The 16,959-nt window shown below is 72.4% G+C and carries 15 protein-coding genes and 2 pseudogenes; 10 read left to right on the top strand and 7 right to left on the bottom strand.

The features are described 5' to 3' along the window. The first annotated feature begins 72 nt into the window (after positions 1 to 72). The 4 genes and pseudogenes from ACH4NX_RS12925 to ACH4NX_RS12910 all read left to right on the top strand — a co-directional run bounded on the left by ACH4NX_RS12925 (position 73) and on the right by ACH4NX_RS12910 (position 3,922). Positions 73 to 537, top strand: coding sequence for an SH3 domain-containing protein (locus ACH4NX_RS12925; protein ID WP_398128833.1), 465 nt, complete (start codon positions 73 to 75; stop codon positions 535 to 537). A 43-nt stretch (positions 538 to 580) separates the two neighbouring features. Further along, positions 581 to 1,954, top strand: coding sequence for an FtsW/RodA/SpoVE family cell cycle protein (locus ACH4NX_RS12920; RefSeq protein WP_398128834.1), 1,374 nt, complete (start codon positions 581 to 583; stop codon positions 1,952 to 1,954). A gap of 16 nt (positions 1,955 to 1,970) precedes the next feature. Beyond that, a complete protein-coding gene (locus ACH4NX_RS12915) occupies positions 1,971 to 3,428 on the top strand; it encodes a penicillin-binding transpeptidase domain-containing protein (RefSeq protein ID WP_398128835.1) in 1,458 nt (485 codons plus the stop codon). A 45-nt stretch (positions 3,429 to 3,473) separates the two neighbouring features. Beyond that, positions 3,474 to 3,922: pseudogene (locus ACH4NX_RS12910) on the top strand (DUF3291 domain-containing protein). Here ACH4NX_RS12910 and ACH4NX_RS12905 read toward each other — a convergent pair. Continuing rightward, a pseudogene (locus ACH4NX_RS12905) lies at positions 3,919 to 4,517 on the bottom strand (Uma2 family endonuclease). The pseudogenes ACH4NX_RS12910 and ACH4NX_RS12905 sit on opposite strands and share 4 nt — an antisense overlap. A gap of 236 nt (positions 4,518 to 4,753) precedes the next feature. Between ACH4NX_RS12905 and ACH4NX_RS12900 the strand changes: the two are divergent. The 4 genes from ACH4NX_RS12900 to ACH4NX_RS12885 all read left to right on the top strand — a co-directional run bounded on the left by ACH4NX_RS12900 (position 4,754) and on the right by ACH4NX_RS12885 (position 8,200). Continuing rightward, entirely contained in the window at positions 4,754 to 5,722 is a 969-nt protein-coding gene (locus ACH4NX_RS12900) for a diiron oxygenase (RefSeq protein ID WP_398128836.1), read from the top strand. A 138-nt stretch (positions 5,723 to 5,860) separates the two neighbouring features. Continuing rightward, positions 5,861 to 6,514, top strand: coding sequence for a TetR/AcrR family transcriptional regulator (locus tag ACH4NX_RS12895; protein WP_398128837.1), 654 nt, complete (start codon positions 5,861 to 5,863; stop codon positions 6,512 to 6,514). Between the two features lie 52 nt (positions 6,515 to 6,566). Next, positions 6,567 to 6,926, top strand: coding sequence for a hypothetical protein (locus tag ACH4NX_RS12890; RefSeq protein ID WP_351390356.1), 360 nt, complete (start codon positions 6,567 to 6,569; stop codon positions 6,924 to 6,926). 104 nt (positions 6,927 to 7,030) lie between these two features. After that, a complete protein-coding gene (locus ACH4NX_RS12885) occupies positions 7,031 to 8,200 on the top strand; it encodes an NlpC/P60 family protein (RefSeq protein WP_398128838.1) in 1,170 nt (389 codons plus the stop codon). Here the strand turns inward: ACH4NX_RS12885 and ACH4NX_RS12880 are convergent. Genes ACH4NX_RS12880 through ACH4NX_RS12860 form a run of 5 tightly spaced genes read right to left on the bottom strand, consistent with a single transcriptional unit; the run spans position 8,164 to position 14,123 of the window. After that, on the bottom strand, positions 8,164 to 9,426 hold the full coding sequence (locus ACH4NX_RS12880; protein WP_351390362.1) for a styrene monooxygenase/indole monooxygenase family protein: 1,263 nt from the start codon (positions 9,424 to 9,426) through the stop codon (positions 8,164 to 8,166). The two genes, ACH4NX_RS12885 and ACH4NX_RS12880, sit on opposite strands and share 37 nt — an antisense overlap. A 15-nt stretch (positions 9,427 to 9,441) precedes the next feature. Further along, complete coding sequence (locus ACH4NX_RS12875; protein WP_351390364.1) at positions 9,442 to 10,083, bottom strand: ATP/GTP-binding protein; 642 nt, start codon at positions 10,081 to 10,083, stop codon at positions 9,442 to 9,444. Then, positions 10,064 to 10,534 carry a DUF742 domain-containing protein gene (locus ACH4NX_RS12870; protein ID WP_351390366.1) on the bottom strand — a complete coding sequence of 157 codons (471 nt, stop codon included), beginning with the start codon at positions 10,532 to 10,534 and terminating at the stop codon, positions 10,064 to 10,066. The genes ACH4NX_RS12875 and ACH4NX_RS12870 overlap by 20 nt, the downstream gene beginning before the upstream one ends. Then, the gene (locus tag ACH4NX_RS12865; protein WP_351390369.1) at positions 10,531 to 11,040 is read right to left on the bottom strand and encodes a roadblock/LC7 domain-containing protein; all 510 of its coding nucleotides are present in this window, start codon (positions 11,038 to 11,040) and stop codon (positions 10,531 to 10,533) included. Before ACH4NX_RS12865 ends, ACH4NX_RS12870 begins: the two co-directional genes overlap by 4 nt. Continuing rightward, on the bottom strand, positions 11,037 to 14,123 hold the full coding sequence (locus ACH4NX_RS12860) for a nitrate- and nitrite sensing domain-containing protein (protein WP_398128839.1): 3,087 nt from the start codon (positions 14,121 to 14,123) through the stop codon (positions 11,037 to 11,039). The genes ACH4NX_RS12865 and ACH4NX_RS12860 overlap by 4 nt, the downstream gene beginning before the upstream one ends. A 440-nt stretch (positions 14,124 to 14,563) precedes the next feature. Between ACH4NX_RS12860 and ACH4NX_RS12855 the strand changes: the two genes are divergently transcribed. Further along, positions 14,564 to 15,355 carry a protein phosphatase 2C domain-containing protein gene (locus ACH4NX_RS12855; RefSeq protein ID WP_351390374.1) on the top strand — a complete coding sequence of 264 codons (792 nt, stop codon included), beginning with the start codon at positions 14,564 to 14,566 and terminating at the stop codon, positions 15,353 to 15,355. Positions 15,356 to 15,389: 34 nt separating this feature from the next. Here ACH4NX_RS12855 and ACH4NX_RS12850 read toward each other — a convergent pair whose 3' ends face one another. Beyond that, complete coding sequence (locus ACH4NX_RS12850; RefSeq protein ID WP_351390377.1) at positions 15,390 to 15,884, bottom strand: MarR family transcriptional regulator; 495 nt, start codon at positions 15,882 to 15,884, stop codon at positions 15,390 to 15,392. 238 nt (positions 15,885 to 16,122) lie between these two features. Between ACH4NX_RS12850 and ACH4NX_RS12845 the strand changes: the two genes are divergently transcribed. Beyond that, positions 16,123 to 16,950, top strand: a complete 828-nt coding sequence (locus tag ACH4NX_RS12845; protein ID WP_351390379.1) for a lysozyme — start codon at positions 16,123 to 16,125, stop codon at positions 16,948 to 16,950. Positions 16,951 to 16,959 lie beyond the last annotated feature (9 nt).

The raw sequence follows: 16,959 nt of genomic DNA, 5'->3' as shown, positions 1-16,959 counted from the left end.
GATGGGCGCTCCTAATGTGGCGGTTAGTCACCTGAAGACCCGTTGGCTCCCCACTCCCCGGGAGGTACTTCCATGTCCCTGCTGTCCGTACTGTCCCCGCGCTCGCCATTCCTGCGCGGCCTCGCCACCGCCGTCGCCGCCGGCGCGCTCGCCACCGCCGTCGCCGTCACGCCAGCCGTCGCGAACGACGAGTGGGGCGGCGGGGACTCCGGTTCCGGCAGCGCCGCCGCCAACCCCTCCGGCGGGAACGGCGGTGGAAACGGAGGCGGCCACGGAGGCGGGAACGACGGCCGGCAGGAGCAGGGCAGCTACCGGGGCGTCGTCACGGCCGACCGGCTCGCCCTGCGCACCTCGCCGGCCCGCGGCTCGGACGTCATCCGGTACGCCCACCGGGGCGAGACCGTCCACATCTACTGCAAGACCCCCGGCGACAAGGTGAAGGGCAACCCGCTCTGGTACCTCCTGACAGACGGCACCTGGGCCTGGGGCGCGGCCCGCTACATCGACAACGTCGGGCCCGCGCCGCGCTGGTGCTGATGCGAACGACTCCCACACCACACCATTTGGGTAAGTTCCGGACATGACCAAGGCCGGAACCGGAACCGGAATCACCGTGGCACAGGCGGACACGCCCGCTCCCGTCGCCCGCCTCCCCCGGCGCCGTGGCATCGAACTCGCACTCATCCTCATGGCCGTCCTGCTGTCGGTGTTCGGCTACTGCAACGTCGGCCTCGCCCAGCACGGCACCCTCCCGCCCGGCGCCGCCGGTTACGGCGCCGGGCTCGGTGTGCTCGCGCTCCTCGCCCATCTGGCGGTACGGCTGCGCGCCCCCTGGGCCGACCCGCTCCTGCTGCCCATCGGGGTACTGCTCAACGGCCTCGGTCTGGTGCTGATCTACCGGCTCGACCTGGAGACGCCGGGCGACCGGGCGGCCCCGACCCAGCTGGTGTGGTCGACACTGGGCGTCGGGCTGTTCATCGTGGTCGTACTGCTCCTGCGCGACCACCGCGTACTCCAGCGCTACGCCTACGTCAGCGTCGCCGTCGCGCTCGCCCTGCTCACCGTGCCGATCTTCTTCCCGGCCGTGAACGGCGCCCGCATCTGGATCCGGGTCGAGGGCTTCTCCATCCAGCCCGGCGAGTTCGCGAAGGTGCTGCTCGCGGTGTTCTTCGCCGCCTACCTGGCCGCCAACCGCAGCGCTCTGGCGTACGCGGGGCGCCGGGTGTGGCGGCTCCAGCTGCCCACCGGCCGGGTCCTCGGCCCGATCGTCGCGGTCTGGCTGGTCAGCGTCGGCGTCCTGGTCCTGGAACGCGACCTCGGCACCTCGCTGCTCTTCTTCGGCCTGTTCGTCGTCCTTCTCTACGTCGCCACCGGCCGCACCGGCTGGATCGCCGTCGGCCTGGTGCTGGCGTCGCTGGGCGCGGTCGCCGTGGGCTGGCTGGAGCCGCACGTGCACAGCAGGGTGGAGGACTGGCTGCACCCCTTCGCGTCGATCGAGGCGGGCCGGGGCCCCAACCAGCTGGCCCAGTCGCTGTTCGCCTTCGCGGCGGGCGGGGTGACCGGCACGGGCCTGGGCCTCGGCCACTCCATCCTGATCGGCTTCGCCGTCAAGTCGGACTTCATCCTGGCGACCGCCGGGGAGGAGCTGGGCTTCCTCGGCCTGACCGCGATCTTCCTGCTGTACGCGCTGCTCGTGGAGCGCGGCTACCGGGCGGGGCTCGGCGCGCGCGACCCCTTCGGCCGGCTGCTCGCGGTCGGCCTCTCCTCGATCGTGGCGCTCCAGGTGTTCGTCATCGCGGGAGGGGTGACCGGGCTGATCCCGCTGACCGGCATGGCGATGCCGTTCCTGGCCCAGGGCGGTTCCTCGGTCGTCACCAACTGGGCGATCGTGGCGCTGCTGATCCGGGTCAGCCACGCGGCCCGCAGCCAGGCCGGCGGGCAGGTGGCGCCATGAGAGCGGGGGAGCTCCGGTGACCCGGAACATCCGGCACGCCGCCGCCTTCTGCGCCCTGCTGCTGGTCGCCCTGCTGGTGAACGCGGCCCGGGTGCAGATCGTCCAGGCCCCGGAGTACGACGACAACCCGGCCAACCGCCGCCCGGACATCGCCCGCTACCAGCAGCCGCGCGGCGACATCCTGGTCGGCGGCGAGCCGGTCACCGGCTCCCGGGACACCGGCGAGCATCTGCGTTTCGAACGGACGTACCAGGACGGGCCGATGTACGCACCGATCACCGGCTTCGCCTCGCAGGCGTACGGGACGACCCTGCTGGAGGCCGCCGAGGACGGCCTCCTGTCCGGCGCCGACCCGTTGCTGGCACCGCTCCCCCTCTGGAACGACGTCACGGGCGCCCACAACCCGGGCGGTGACGTCGTGACGACGATCGACGGGGCCGCGCAGCGGGCCGCCTTCGAGGGGCTCGGGCGGCGCAAGGGGGCGGTGGCCGCGATCGAGCCGTCGACCGGCCGCGTCCTGGCGCTGGTGTCCACCCCCTCGTACGACCCCCAGCTGCTGTCCGGGAACAGCGCGGCCGCCACCCGGACCTGGCACCGGCTGAATGACGACCCGGACCGGCCGATGCTCAACCGGGCCGTGCGCCGGACCTATCCGCCGGGTTCGACCTTCAAGGTGGTCACCGCGGCGGCGGCGCTGGACTCGGGCGTGATCCGGGACCTCGACGCGCCGACCCGCTCCCCCGCCCCCTACACCCTGCCCGGGACGCGGACCAGGCTCACCAACGAGGCCGAGGGATGCCGGGACGCCTCGCTGCGGGAGGCCTTCGAGTGGTCCTGCAACACGGTGTTCGCCAAGCTCGGCGTGGACGTGGGCGTGCGCGACATGGCGGTGACGGCGGAGGCCTTCGGCTTCAACGACCCCCGGCTGCGCATCCCCTTCGCCGTCTCTCGGAGCACCTTCGACACCTCGGTGGACCGGGCGCAGCTCGGACTGTCGTCGATCGGGCAGTTCAACACCCGGGCGACTCCGCTGCAGATGGCGATGGTGGCGGCGGCGGTGGCCAACGGCGGCCAGGTGCGCTCGCCGTACCTGGTGGAACGGACCCTGCGGGCGGGCGGCAGCGTGCTGGCGACGGCGGGGCCCGGGCCCTCGCGGGAGGCGATGCGACCGTCGACGGCCGCACGCCTGAAGGAGCTGATGACCGGCGTGGTGGAGAAGGGCACCGGCGCGAACGCCGCCATCCGCGGCGCCACCGTCGGCGGCAAGACCGGCACCGCCCAGCACGGGGTGGGCAACTCGGGCGCCCCGTACGCCTGGTTCGTCTCCTGGGCGCAGGGCGACGGCGACCTGGAGCCGAGGGTCGCGGTGGCGGTGGTGGTCGAGGGCTCCGCGACGGACCGCGAGGACATCAGCGGCAGCGGACTGGCGGCGCCGATCGCGCGGGCGGTGATGGAGGCGGTGCTCACGTCGTGAGACGGGGCTACCACGGCGCGGACCGCCCGACCTGACGTTCGGTACATGACTGACGCCGTGTACGGGCTCGCCCAGGTCAACATCGCCCGGCTCAAGGCCCCCTTGGACTCCCCGCGGCTGAAGGACTTCGTCGACGCCCTCGACCCGGTGAACGCCACGGCGGACGGCGCCGAGGGCTTCGTGTGGCGGCTGCGGAGCGACTCGGGCAACGCCACGGACGTGCCCTTCTTCGGCGACGACTGGCTGATCGTCAACCTGACCGTGCGGCGGGACTCGGACGCCCTGACGGCGTTCATGTACCAGGGCTGCACCGGGAGATGCCGGCCCGGCGCCGGGAGTTCTTCGAGCGGCTCGCGGAGGCGGAGTCGCGACTGCTGCACCTGCGGACGCACGGGCCGACACCGTACGCCCTCACGCTGCGGACGTCGTTCCCGGCGGGGTCGTCGGTGCCGATGGCGGGTGCGGTGCCCAAGGGGCTGGGCTGCTCGGTCTAGCGGCGGCGGTTGACGGCGGTGAGGTCGATGTCGATGAGGAAGGGGACGGTCAGCTTGAGGCGGTTGTGGAAAATTCCGGTGGGCACGTACGTCCTGGTCGCCTCGTCGAGTTCGTAGACGTGGACCACAGGGAGACCGTCGTTCTGCTCGATCCGCCAGAAGTGGGTGATGCCCGCGCGCGCGTACTTGCGGGGCTTGGTCTCACGGTCCCGGTCGACCGAGTCCTCCGAGACCACCTCGGCGGCCAGGATGACGTCATCGTGCAGGAGGCGGGTCTGCTTGGGCCCCAGGTCCGCGCCGGCGCGGGCCACCAGTACGTCGGACTCGGGCCGGTTCCGGTCGTTGAGCGTCACCGTGAATCCCGGTAGACCTCAAGATCATCCGGTGCCTGCTCGCAGAGCACCCGGTCCAGCAGACTGACCGTGCGCATATGGAAATTGGTCTGCGGACTCACGAAGACGAGACTCCCGTCGATCAGCTCCGTATGCGGAGGCAGGTTGGGAAGCTCGTCGAGGTCGTCCGCCAGCCAGCCGCCCTCCGGCGGGCGGGGCCACTCGTAGTCGTCGTCCAGCCCGTAGTCACGTGCGGCGCTCATGATCGCTCCCATGCGCTGGAGTCTTCCTGACTCAGCCAGCGTACCCAGGAAGAATCCCGGCTCTTGGCTCCCTCAGGCGATCCGGCACCGCGCCGTTGACGCCCGGCCTCACCTTCGCTCACGGTCGACAAGTCCCGCCCAAGGGATTGACGGGCTTGCTGACGCGCAGTCTCATAAGACGGAGCGAGTGGGAGTGACCGCCGGTAACCCGAACCGTACGACGAGGTGGGACAGTCATGACGACCCTGACGGAAGCCGACGCGCTCGATGGGCTGCGCGACGCTCTCGGCCTGCTCAAGGACCGGGAGCAGGTGGCCGAGCGGCTGCTCGCCTCTTCCGCCAAGCACTCCTTCGACCCGGACAAGGAGCTGGACTGGGAGGCGCCCTTCGAGGAGGGCAAGTGGTTCTGGCCGCCGGAGCTGGTGTCGCTGTACGACACCCCGATGTGGAAGCGGATGAGCGAGGAGCAGCGCATCGCGCTCTCCCAGCACGAGGCCGCGGCGCTCGCCTCGCTCGGCATCTGGTTCGAGCTGATCCTCATGCAGCTGCTGGTGCGGCACATCTACGACAAGTCGGCGACGAGCGCGCACGTGCGCTACGCGCTGACCGAGATCGAGGACGAGTGCCGGCACTCGAAGATGTTCGCCCGGCTCATATCGCGCGGCGAGACGCCGTGGTACCCGGTGAGCCCCCTGCACCGGCACCTGGGCCGTCTGTTCAAGACGATCTCCACCACGCCCGGCTCCTTCACCGCCACGCTGCTCGGCGAGGAGGTCCTGGACTGGATGCAGCGGCTGACCTTCCCCGACGAGCGGATCCAGCCGCTGATCCGGGGCGTCACACGCATCCACGTCGTGGAGGAGGCCCGTCACGTGCGCTACGCCCGTGAGGAGCTGCGCCGGCAGATGGTGACGGCCCCGAAGTGGTCGCGGGAGTTCACCCGGATCACCTCCGGCGAGTTCGCCCGCGTCTTCTCCGTCGCCTTCGTCAACCCCGAGGTCTACACCAACGTCGGCCTGGACAAGCGCGAGGCCCAGGCCCAGGTCAAGGCCAGCGGCCACCGCCGCGAGGTCATGCAGACCGGCTCGAAGCGCCTGACCGACTTCCTGGACGACATCGGGGTGCTGCGGGGCGTCGGCCGGCGGCTGTGGGAGTCGTCGGGGCTGCTGGCACAGCACCCACACCCACGAAACCCAAGCGCCTGACCACCACCCGGCCGAGCCGCAGAACGAACACAGCCCGGACGACACCGGGGCGCTGCGAAGCGCGGCCGGCGACTGTGGAAGTCGTCCGGGCTGCCGACGCAGGCACCGGGCGGGGCCGCGCCGATTAGGCTGCGGTTCATGACCCCGCAGGCCTCCTCCCCCGCCTACCGCCGGCTCAGTGTCGAGGAGCGCCGCGTCCAGCTGCTCGGCGCGGCACTCGCCCTCTTCGCTCACCGGCCACCGGAAGAGGTCTCCCTGGACGACGTGGCCGAACAGGCCGGGGTCTCGCGGCCGCTGGTCTACCGGTACTTCCCGGGCGGGAAACAGCAGTTGTACGAGGCCGCGCTCAGGTCCGCCGCCGACGAGCTGCGGACCTGTTTCGACGAGCCCCGCGAGGGCCCGCTGCTCGCCCGGCTCTCCCGCGCCCTGGACCGCTACCTCACCTTCGTCGACCAGCACGACACCGGCTTCAGCGCGCTGCTGCGCGGCGGCAGTGTGGCCGAGACCTCCCGGACCTCGTCCATCGTGGACGGCGTACGCCGGGCCGCCGCCGACCACATCATGGGCCACCTGGACGTGGCCGAGCCCGGCCCGCGGCTGCGGATGACCGTGCGGATGTGGATCACGGCGGTGGAGGCGGCCTCGTTGATCTGGCTGGACGAGGGCAAGGAGCCGCCCTTCGACGAGCTGCGGGACTGGCTCGTGGAGCAGTTCCTCGCCGTGCTGACGGTCACCGCCCGCCGCGACCCGCAGACGGAGGCACTGGTCGAGTCGCTGGCCGGGGACGCGTGACACCGGCGCGCGGGCATCTGACACCGGCGCGCCGATCGCCGACACTGGTGCGGTGAAGAGCGCAGACACCCCCTTCGAGGGCGGCCCCATGGACGGGCGGACGCTGCCCGTGCTGGTCGGGATGACCGGGCACCCGCCGAAGACCTACCGCATCCCCGTACCGGACCCGGGCGGCGGCCCGCCCACCGTTCTCGTGTACCGGCGGGCGCCCCGGGACGCCGGTGGCGGGCTCGGGTTCGCCCGCTGGAAGTACGTGTACGCCCCCGAGGGCGGGGAGGGATCCGGCCGGAAGTGGCCCTGGTCCAAGCCGGACGCCGCTCCGGACGCCACGCCGGGGGGCGAACCGGAGGCGAAGCGCGCCGCCGATCCAGACGCCACGCCGGACGGCAAGCCGGACGACGCCCACGGGTGACCCCGTTGCGCCGAACCGCGCACACTCGGCGCGCGGAGCCCGAGAGCACGTCACATGCTCGCCGTGCGGAGCGGACGAGCCGCCCCGTACCCGGAGGTGATGGCGTGTCAGGAAGGCTTCTGCGACTGGTGTGTACGGCGGCGGTGGCGGCCGGGATCGTCCTCGCGCCCGTGCCCGCCACGGCCGAACCCGGGCCCGGCACAGCCGGCGGGGCAGGCGGCGACCGTTCCGTGGCCGAGCTGCTGACGGACCTTCAGCGGCTCTACCAGGAGGCGGAGAAGGCCACCGAGACCTACAACGCCACCGAGGAGCGCCTGAAGGAGCAGCGTGCCGAGGTGAAGCGGCTGGATACCGCGCTGGCCCGCACCCGGCTGTCCCTGAGCGACAGCCGCGGCGCTGCCGGACGGCTGGCCCGGCAGCAGTACCAGAACAGCAGCGACCTCTCCCCCTATCTCCGGCTGCTGCTGGCCCGCGATCCCCAGCACGCGCTCGACCAGGGCCATGTGATCGGGCGGCTGGCCCGGGAACGGGTCGAGACGGTGGGCCGCCTGGCCGGCGACGAGAAGAGGGCCGGCGAGCTGGCCCGGCGGGCACGCGAGGCCCTGAACGAGCAACTCGCCCTGGCGGAGCGGCAGGAGGTGGAGCGGGACGACGTGGGCGAGAGGCTGCGCGCGGTCGAGGAGCTGCTCGCCTCGCTCACCCCCGAGGAACTGGCCGCGCTGGCCGAGTTCGAGAGGGACGGGATCGCCGAGGACCAGGAGCGGTTCATGGCGTCCGGCGCGCTCGGTGACGGGGGCAGGCCGTCCGCGGAGGGCGACCGGGCGGTGCGCTTCGCGGTGGAACAGCTCGGCAAGCCGTACGAGTGGGGCGCGGAGGGGCCGGCGTCGTACGACTGCTCGGGGCTGACCTCCGTGGCCTGGGAGCGGGCCGGGACGCCGATCCCCCGGACCAGCCAGGAGCAGTGGGCGCGGCTGGAGAGGGTGCCGCTCGGCGAGCTGCGGCCCGGGGACCTGGTCGTGTACTTCCCCGAGGCCACCCATGTGGCGCTGTACCTCGGTGACGGCAGGGTCGTCCAGGCGCCGCGCCCCGGCGCCGAGGTCAAGGTGTCACCGATCGCGGCCAACCCGGTGCTGGGCGCCGTACGGCCCGACCCCGGCGGGGAGCCACTGCGGCGGTACGCGCCACCGAGGCTCCCCGAGGGGGCGGCGGACGGGTCCGACGAGGGGTATGCCGACGCCTACGCGCCCGCGGCGCCCGAGACCTCCATCAGGTAGCCCTCGGTCTTCGCCGGGTCGTAGAAGAAGTTCTCGAAGTCGGACGGGTCGTCGAAGCCGTTGGCGATACGGTCGGCGATGGGCTGGAGCTCACCGGCGGCGCCGAACAGGTTGAGGATGTGCTCCGGCGGCGGGGCGAGCATGGTGTTCGTCCACTTGGTGACGTGCTGGGCCGTCTCCCAGTAGCGGTCGAAGGTCTGCCGCATCCAGGCCTCGTCGAACTCCTTCTCCCCCCGCTCCAGGATGGAGGAGAGGTAGGAGGCGGCGCACTTGGAGGCGGAGTTGGAGCCCTGGCCGGTGATCGGGTCGTTGGCGACGACCACGTCGGCCACGCCGAGGACCAGGCCGCCGCCGGGCAGCCGGCCGACCGGGTTGCGGACCGTGGGGGCGTAGCGGCCGGCGAGCGTGCCGCCGGCGTCGGTCAGCTCGACCTTGGTGGCCCGCGCGTACTCCCAGGGGAGGAACCTCTCCATGAGTTCCAGGGTCAGGGAGAGGTGCTCCGCCGGGTCCTTGACGTCCTTGAAGGCGTCCAGCGGGCCGCCGGGTATGCCCTCCCAGAACAGGATGTCGGCGCGGCCCGAGAGCGTGACCGTCGGCATGATGAACATCTCGCCGACGCCGGGGACCAGGTTGCATCGGACCGCCTCCATGTCCGGGTGCTCCGGACGCGGGCCCATCCCGTGGACGTAGGCCACCGCGAGCGCGCGCTGCGGCTCGCTGTACGGGGAACGGGACGCGTCGCGGCCGAACATCCGCACCAGCTCGCCCTTGCCCGCCGAGACGAGGACGAGGTCGTAGGCGCGGGAGAAGTAGTCGAGGTCCCCGACGGCCACGCCGTGGATGACCAGCTGGCCGCCGCGCTGGGCGAAGGTCTCCATCCAGCCGGCCATCTTGACCCGCTGGTCGACCGACTGCGCGAAGCCGTCGAGGTGCCCCACCCAGTCGATCGCGCGCTGCGAGGGGCCCGGGTCGAAAGAGCCGGGGGCAGCCACCGAGACGCCGAGTCCTTCGATCTTCGGGGCCTGGGACTCCCAGAAGTTCAGCTGGAGGTCGCGCTCGTGCTGGAGTGCCGTGTGGAACATGCACTGCGTCGACATGACCCGGCCGGTGCGGATCTCGTCCGCGGTCCGGTTCGACATCAGGGTGACCTCGTAGCCGTGCGACTGGAGGCCGAGGGCGAGCTGGAGACCGGACTGGCCGGCTCCGACGACGAGTATCTTCCGCATGCGGTGTTCCGTCTCCTACTCGGGGGTTTCGTCGAGCGCGTGGCCCACGAGGGACAAGAGGGTCTCGATGGCCGAGATCCGGCGGCGCGCGTCCATGATCATGACAGGTATGTGCGCCGGGATCGTCAACGCCTCCCGCACGTCCTCCGCCTCGAACAGCTCGCTGCCGTCGAAGTGGTTCACGGCGACGACGTAGGGCAGTCCGCAGCTCTCGAAGTAGTCCAGCGCCGGGAAGCAGTCCTTCAGACGGCGGGTGTCGGCCAGCACGACGGCACCGATCGCCCCGCGCACCAGGTCGTCCCACATGAACCAGAACCGCTGCTGGCCCGGCGTGCCGAACAGGTAGAGCACCAGGTCGTCGTCGAGCGTGATGCGGCCGAAGTCCATGGCCACCGTGGTGGTGAGCTTGCCCGGGGTGGCGGTGAGGTCGTCGGTCTCCTCGCTCGCCTCGGTCATCAGCGCCTCGGTCTGCAGGGGCGTGATCTCCGAGACGGCGGTGACCAGCGTGGTCTTGCCGACGCCGAAGCCGCCCGCGACGACGATCTTCGTGGCGATGGGCGCGCGGGTGCCGTCCGTCTGCCAGGGCCGCGTGGGCTCGTCGGGGTCGACGAGGGGGGAGACGCCGCAGGCGGCGGCGTCAGAGACGACGGAGTCCACTGAGCACCCTTTCGAGCAGAGCGCGGTCCGGGCGGCCCGCACCGTGGCCGGTTCCGGTTCCGTACACACGGATCTTTCCCTGGTCCGCGAGGTCGCTGAGGAGCACGCGGACCACGCCGAGCGGCATCTTCAGCAGCGCGGCGATCTCGGCCACCGTACGCATGCGGCGGCACAGTTCGACGATGGCCCGCATCTCCGGCATCACGCGGGAGGTGAGGCTGCCTCCCCCACTGCTGAACGCGTGGGAGGTACCCCCAGTCAGTTCCTTGCGCTCCTCGGCGGCTTCGAGAGCGGCGGTGCCGGCGGTGGCGCCGACGAACGTCTCGACGAGCAGGACGTGGCCGAAGCGGGTCCGGCCGCCGGTGAGCGAGTAGGGGCGTACGCGGGCGGGCTTGCGGTCGGCACCGCGTACGGGGAGGTTCTTCGGGGCTTTCCTGGGACTGCTGCTCATCGGGTGCTCCCCGTCGAGGTCGACACGGACTCCAGGGATTTCCGCAGTTCGCTGCGGAGTTCGGGGGTCAGGACGTGGCCGGCGCGGCCGACGAAGAGTGCCATGTGGTACGCGATGACGCTCATGTCGCAGTCCGCGGAACCGTGCACGCCGAGCAGCGAGCCGTCGCTGATCGACATCACGAACAGGCTGCCCTCGTCCATGGCGACCATCGTGTGCTTCACGCTGCCGAAGTCCATCAGCCGGGCGGCGCCGATGGTCAGGCTGCCGACGCCGGAGACGACGGTGGCGAGGTCGGCGGCGGAGCCGCGCGGGCCGGTGCGGCGCACGGACTGGGTCTCGCGGGCCGCGTCGTTGCTCTCCTGGTCGGAGGAGAGCAGGAGCAGGCCGTCGGAGGAGACCACCGCCACCGAGAGGATGCCGGGCACCTCCTCGACCAGGTTGGTCAGCAGCCAGTGCAGATTGCGGGCTTCATTGCTGAGTCCGAAGGTACTGGGAGCGGTCAACTGCTTGCCTCCTCGACAGTGCCCCCCGTTGCTTCTTCGGTGGTGTCCGCCGCGGCGATCTCCGCCTCGACGTCGCGGCGGCCGGCCTCCGCCCCCTGGCGGAACCCGCCCAGGCGGCGGCGGAGTGCGTCGGCGTCGACGGCGCCCGTCGTGCGCGGCCGTGGGACCGCCGCGGGTGTGCTGACCTTGGGAGTCCGCTTGGGCAGGCCCTTGTCGGTGACGGGTTCGGCCGGTTCGGGAGCGCCGGTGGTCCCGGTCGGCTCGATGCCCTCGGTCGTCGCGGGCTTCTCGGCCCGCGCGGTGCCGTCGTCCGGGGTGCGGTCGTGGGCGTCGGGGCCGATGGCGTAGGGATCGGGTGCGGACTCCGGTCCCGGTTCCGATTCCGGTCCCGATTCCGGTTCTGGTACCGATTCCGGTCCCGATTCCGGTTCTGGAACCGACTCCGGTACCGGAACCGGCTCCAGACCGGGTGTCCGGGCCTCTCTTTCGGCCTGGGCCGGGAGCAGGAGGGCCATCGTGGTGTCATCGGGGAGGTCGCGGCCGGGGGCGGCCTCGGGCTCGGCCTCCTGCGCCTCGGGGGCGTTCCCCTCGGGGGTCCGCGCCTCGGGGGCCTGCGCCTCGGGGGTCCGCGTCGTTTCCCGGGCGGGCTCCGGGTCGGCCGGCTCGGCCGGGGCCTCGGGCGCCTCGCCCCGCGGCGTCCCCGCCTGCGGGGCCTGGGCCGTGACCGTCGCGTCCGGGTCGTCGGCCCGGTCGGCCTCCGCGCGTCGTACCGCCTGTTCCGCCGAGGCGACCAGCGGGTCCGCGTCCTTCTGCGCGTCCCTCTCCGTGCCCTCCCGCGTGCCCTTCTCCGCCCGCCCCCGCAGGACGTTGGAGTTGGCCTCCGCGTCGGCGCCCGGCAGGGAGAAGGACCCCGTGCCCTCGGGCATCGGCGCGGTCGGGACGAGCGCGGCCGGCGGCGCCGCGGCGAGCAGCGGGTTCGGCAGGACCACGACGGCCGCGACACCGCCCTGCTTCTGCTCCCGCAGCCGCACGCGCGCCCCGTGCCGGTGGGCGAGCCGGGCCACCACGTACAGGCCCAGCCCGAGACCGTCCTCGCCCTCCTGGTCGTAGGGCGCGTCCGGGTCGAAGTCGGTGAGGCGGGCGTTGAGGCGCTCGAGTCGCTCGGTGGCCATGCCGATGCCCTCGTCCTGGACGGAGAGCATCACCTCGCCGTTCTCCAGGAGCCAGCCGGAGACCTCGACGGGCAGGTCCGGCGGCGAGAAGGAGGTGGCGTTCTCCAGCAGCTCGGCCAGCAGGTGGGAGAGGTCGTCGGCCGCGAACCCGGCGACGTGGGCGTGCGGCGGCAGCGCGGCGATACGGACGCGCTCGTACCGCTCGATCTCGCTGACCGCGGCCCGGACGACGTCGACCAGCGGCACCGGCCCGGCGCTGTGCTGGACGTGCTCGGTACCGGCGAGCACGAGGAGGTTCTCGCTGTGCCGGCGCATGACCGTGGCGAAGTGGTCGAGCTTGAACAGGGTGGCCAGGCGGTCCGGGTCCTGCTCGCGCTCCTCCAGGCTCTCGATGACCGCGAGCTGCCGCTCCACCAGGCCGAGGGTGCGCAGCGCGAGGTTGACGAAGGTGGAGCCGATGCTCTTGCGTACGACGTCCAGCTGGGCGGCGGACCGGGCGAGTTCGGCCCGCAGCTCCTCGCGGGCGTCGGCCATCTTCTGCCGCTGGCCGACGAGGTGCTTGCGGTCGGACTCCAGCGTGTTGACGCGCTCGGCGAGCGTGGCGGCGTGCGCGTGCAGGGCGTTGACGGAGCGGACGACCTGGGCGAACTCGTCGTTGCGGCCGGTGAAGGCGACCGGCTCCTGGGCCGTCGGGGCCTCCGCGCCGGCCAGCCGGGCCGAACCGCGGCGCAGCACCGAGAGCGGGCGGGTGAGGGTGCGGGCCATGGCGGTGGCGATGCCGACGGCGAGGAGCATCAGGGCGCCGAGGGCGGCGATCCGGATCTCCAGTGCGGTGACGTCGTCGTCGCGCAGCCGCTCCAGGGACGTGGTGCGCTTCTCGTAGAGGGCGGACTCGGCGCCGCGCATGGCGTCGACGCGGGCCGAGAGCGCGGCGTCCAGCCTCTTGGTGCTCGTGCCGAGGTCGTCGTCGGAGAGCGTCGGCTCGTCCGTGAGGCCGGCGAGGTACTTCTCGGCGGAGTTGACCTCCGGGCCGGCGACGGTGGAGTCGAAGCTGTTCCGCGCCTCCTTGGGCGCGCCCTCGCGGAAGTCGGCGAGGGCGGCGTCGGAGCGCACCCGGGCCTGCTGGGCGGCGGCGGCCAGCGCGTCGCGCTGCTCGGCGTCGGCGTCCGAGGACGTGGTCGTCTCGGTCGGCAGGCCGGTGATCGGGTCGATGACCGTCTCGGTGGTGCTCGGCACGTTCAGGGCCGCGAGCAGCAGGCCGCGGGTGGCGGCGGCCTGCTGGACGGCGGTGTCCAGCTCGGCGAGGGCGTAGGCGCCGGCGCCCGCGCGGGGCGGCATCAGCTCGGCCAGCTCCTCGGCCAGGGCGTGGAGTTCGGCGATCGCCTCCGAGTACGCCTCGTGCGCCTGGAGAGCGGTGCTCTTGCCGGTGAGCGCCGCCCGGCGCAGTGCCGCGACGGCGTCGAGGTCCTCACGCAGGGAGGCGGGCGTGTCGGTGTCGGCGCGCAGTTCCTCCACCTGCCGGTCGACCCGTGCGCCGCGCTGCTCGGAGGGCGCCTTGGACTTGGGGCGGCCGGCGGCGATGTACGGGGTGACCTCGTCGCGCTCGTCGGCGAGGGAGTGGGCGAGGGTCAGCGCGCCCTGGGTCTGCTCGGCGAGCGACACCAGTTCCTGGGCGTCGTGCAGTTGCCCGGAGGCGGCCACGACCGACGGGGCTCCGGCCGCGGCGATGGCGGCGGCGACGACCGTCACGGCGACGATGAGGCGGTTGCGTACGTGGGTCGGACGGCCCTTGCCGACGGGGGGCGCCGGCGGCGCCGGGGTGGAGGTGCCGGGGGTGCGCTCCGCGCTCCCCGCGGGGGCCGTCTGCTTGCCTGTGCGACGAGGCCGCGTCTTCTGCACCGGTGCTCGCATTCCTGACTCGTGTACCCGTGGGGCCGGGTGGCGCTCCGTCAACTGGCCGGTCGGCGCGTGCACTTTCCGCCACGCTCTGGGCTGCTTCCCGGCCGCCGGCCGCGCTTCGGACGGGGTGACCGCGTGAGCAGGGCAGGCCTCCCAGCGGCTCCCGACCCTTCCAGTGCCGGTGGGCGGTGGGCGTGCATCGTCCGACCCGCCACCCGAAGGAGTGAACCCCGGACGGGAGTTGGTGGGCAAGTTCCCCCGGCTCGTGCCACGGGCCAGTGCGGCGCGCCGGTTGGACGTCTGAGACAGGCGGTGGCACTATGTGCCGCCGCGCGTTGCCGGAGTGTGGAATTCCACCTCAAATCCGGCGCCTGACCTGCGCCGCCGCGTCGATCCGGGGGAAGTCGCCAGCCTCTTGCGGACCCTGTGAAGGGGTCGTGCAGACTGGCTGGATGCGTACGGAACTCGTCTCGGAACCCGGCCTGGCCGACCACCCCAACGAGGACTTCGCGAGCGTCGGGCTACCGGCCTCGGGACAGGGTGGTTCGCTCGTCGTGCTGGACGGCGTGACACCCCCGCGGAGCGGGACGGGCTGTCTGCATTCCGTGCCCTGGTTCACCGCGCGCCTCGGCGGCGCTCTGACCGAACTGACCGTTTCACTCCCGGATGTTCCCCTCACCGAAGCCCTGTCCCGCGCCATCGCTCGTACCTCGGCAGCGCACGCGGAAACCTGTGACCTTTCTCACCCGCGGACTCCGCAGGCAACCGTGGTCCTGGCCCGGTGGTCCCCCGCGGCGGTCGAGTACCTGGTCCTGTCCGACTCGGCCCTGCTCGTGGAGGCCCCCGGCGGCACGGTCTCGGCCGTCCTGGACGACCGGCTGGCCCGGCTGCCCCGCTCGGCGCTCGCCACGGACGCGCTGGTCGACGCGGGCTACCGCAACAAGGAGGGCGGCTTCTACACGGCCGCGGCCGACCCGGCGGTGGCGGCGCGTGCGGTGACGGGGGTGCTGCCGCGCGGGGAGGTGCGGACGCTGGCGGCGCTGACGGACGGCGCCGCGCGGTGGGTGGAGAAGTTCCGGGAGGGCGACTGGGCGGACTGCCTCGCGCTGGTGCGCGAGCGGGGCGCGCAGGCGCTGGTGGACCGCGTACGGGAGCTGGAGCGCGCCGACGCGGCGGGGTGCCGGGAGTTCCTGGGACGCGGCAAGGCGCACGACGACGCGACCGTGGTGTACGCGGAGCTCTGAAGGCCCGGGCGCCGTCGCCGCGGGAGGCGGGGCCCTACTTCTCCATCCCCCGGTTCAGCTGCTGCAGCAGCCGGGCCAGTTCCGTCACCTCGCGCGGGTCCCAGTCGGCGAGCCGGCCGGCGTACCGCGCGCGGCGGGCCTCGCGCACCCGGCTGACGCGCGCCTGGCCCTCCGGGGTCAGGGTGATCAGCCAGGCGCGGCCGTCGGCGGGGTCGGGTTCCCGGGCCACGAGGCCGAGTTCCTCCAGGGCGCGCAGTTGACGGGACATCGTCGCCTTGCCGACGCCGATGTAGGCCGCGAGCTCCGTGGCCCGCTGCCCGCCGCACTGGCCGAGCCGCACGAGAAGGCCGTACGCGGACGACTCCAGGTCGGGGTGGACCTCCCGGGCCATCTCGCCCTGGCTGGCCCGGGCCCGTCGGAGCAGAACCGTCAACTCCCGCTCCAGCGCCAGGAACTCCGGTTGGTTCACACCACTGCCGGACGCCTCGCATTCGACCGCGCGACCGCCGCCGTTCCCGCCTTCGTGCACGTCAGCCCCTGCCTCGATTTTCCCGGTCCTGAAAGTTTCCGCCACGGGCCGTCATCACCGCAGCTCGGCAAGTATTTCGCAGGCTTAGACCAACGGAAGCTACTGGTCCCTCTTCCCACCCCCGTTCTACGTGCGTAGCGTCTTCACCGGACCCCCGAGTGGCATGCGCACGCCAGCCACGGGTTCTCCCCACCCACGCATCCCCCACCGAGCACCACCGAGCCATCGGAGGCACGTCATGCTCGTGCACGGATCCGGATCGGCCCGCGGACGGCGCTTCGCCGTCACGGGGACCTTGCTCGCCGCGTTGTCCCTGGTATTCACCCTCCCCGCGCACTCCTCGTCGGCCGCCGACACCCCGCCCCGCGGCTCCGCCCACATGGGCATGGGCGTCGTGGAGCACGACGGACAGCACGGCACGCCGGTCCCCGGCCGCGCCACCCAGACCGAGGGCGTCGACGTCTCCAGCCACCAGGGCAACGTCGCCTGGTCGACCCTGTGGAACAGCGGGGTCAAGTGGGCCTACGTCAAGGCCACCGAGGGGACGTACTACACCAACCCCTACTTCGCCCAGCAGTACAACGGCTCGTACAACGTCGGCATGATCCGCGGGGCGTACCACTTCGCCACGCCGGACACGACGAGCGGCGCCGCCCAGGCCAACTACTTCGTCGACCACGGCGGCGGCTGGTCCCGCGACGGCAGGACGCTGCCGGGCGCGCTGGACATCGAGTGGAACCCGTACGGGGCCACCTGCTACGGCAAGTCGCAGAGCCAGATGGTCTCCTGGATCCGCGACTTCCTGAACACCTACAAGGCGCGCACCGGCCGCGACGCCGTGATCTACACGGCCACCAGCTGGTGGACCCAGTGCACCGGCAACTACAGCGGCTTCGCGGCCAACAACCCGCTGTGGGTCGCCCGGTACGCCTCCTCGGTGGGGACGCTGCCGGCGGGCTGGCCGTACTACACGATGTGGCAGTACACCTCGTCCGGGCCGACGGTCGGGGACCACAACAAGTTCAACGGGGCACTGGACCGCGTCCGGGCGCTCGCCAACGGCTGACGTACGCGC

Origin of the sequence: Streptomyces sp. NPDC017225 (assembly GCF_044331465.1) — a bacterium.
Lineage (GTDB): Bacteria > Actinomycetota > Actinomycetes > Streptomycetales > Streptomycetaceae > Streptomyces.
Note: the sequence above shows the minus strand (reverse complement) of the source record. Positions and strands in the feature narration are given on the sequence as shown.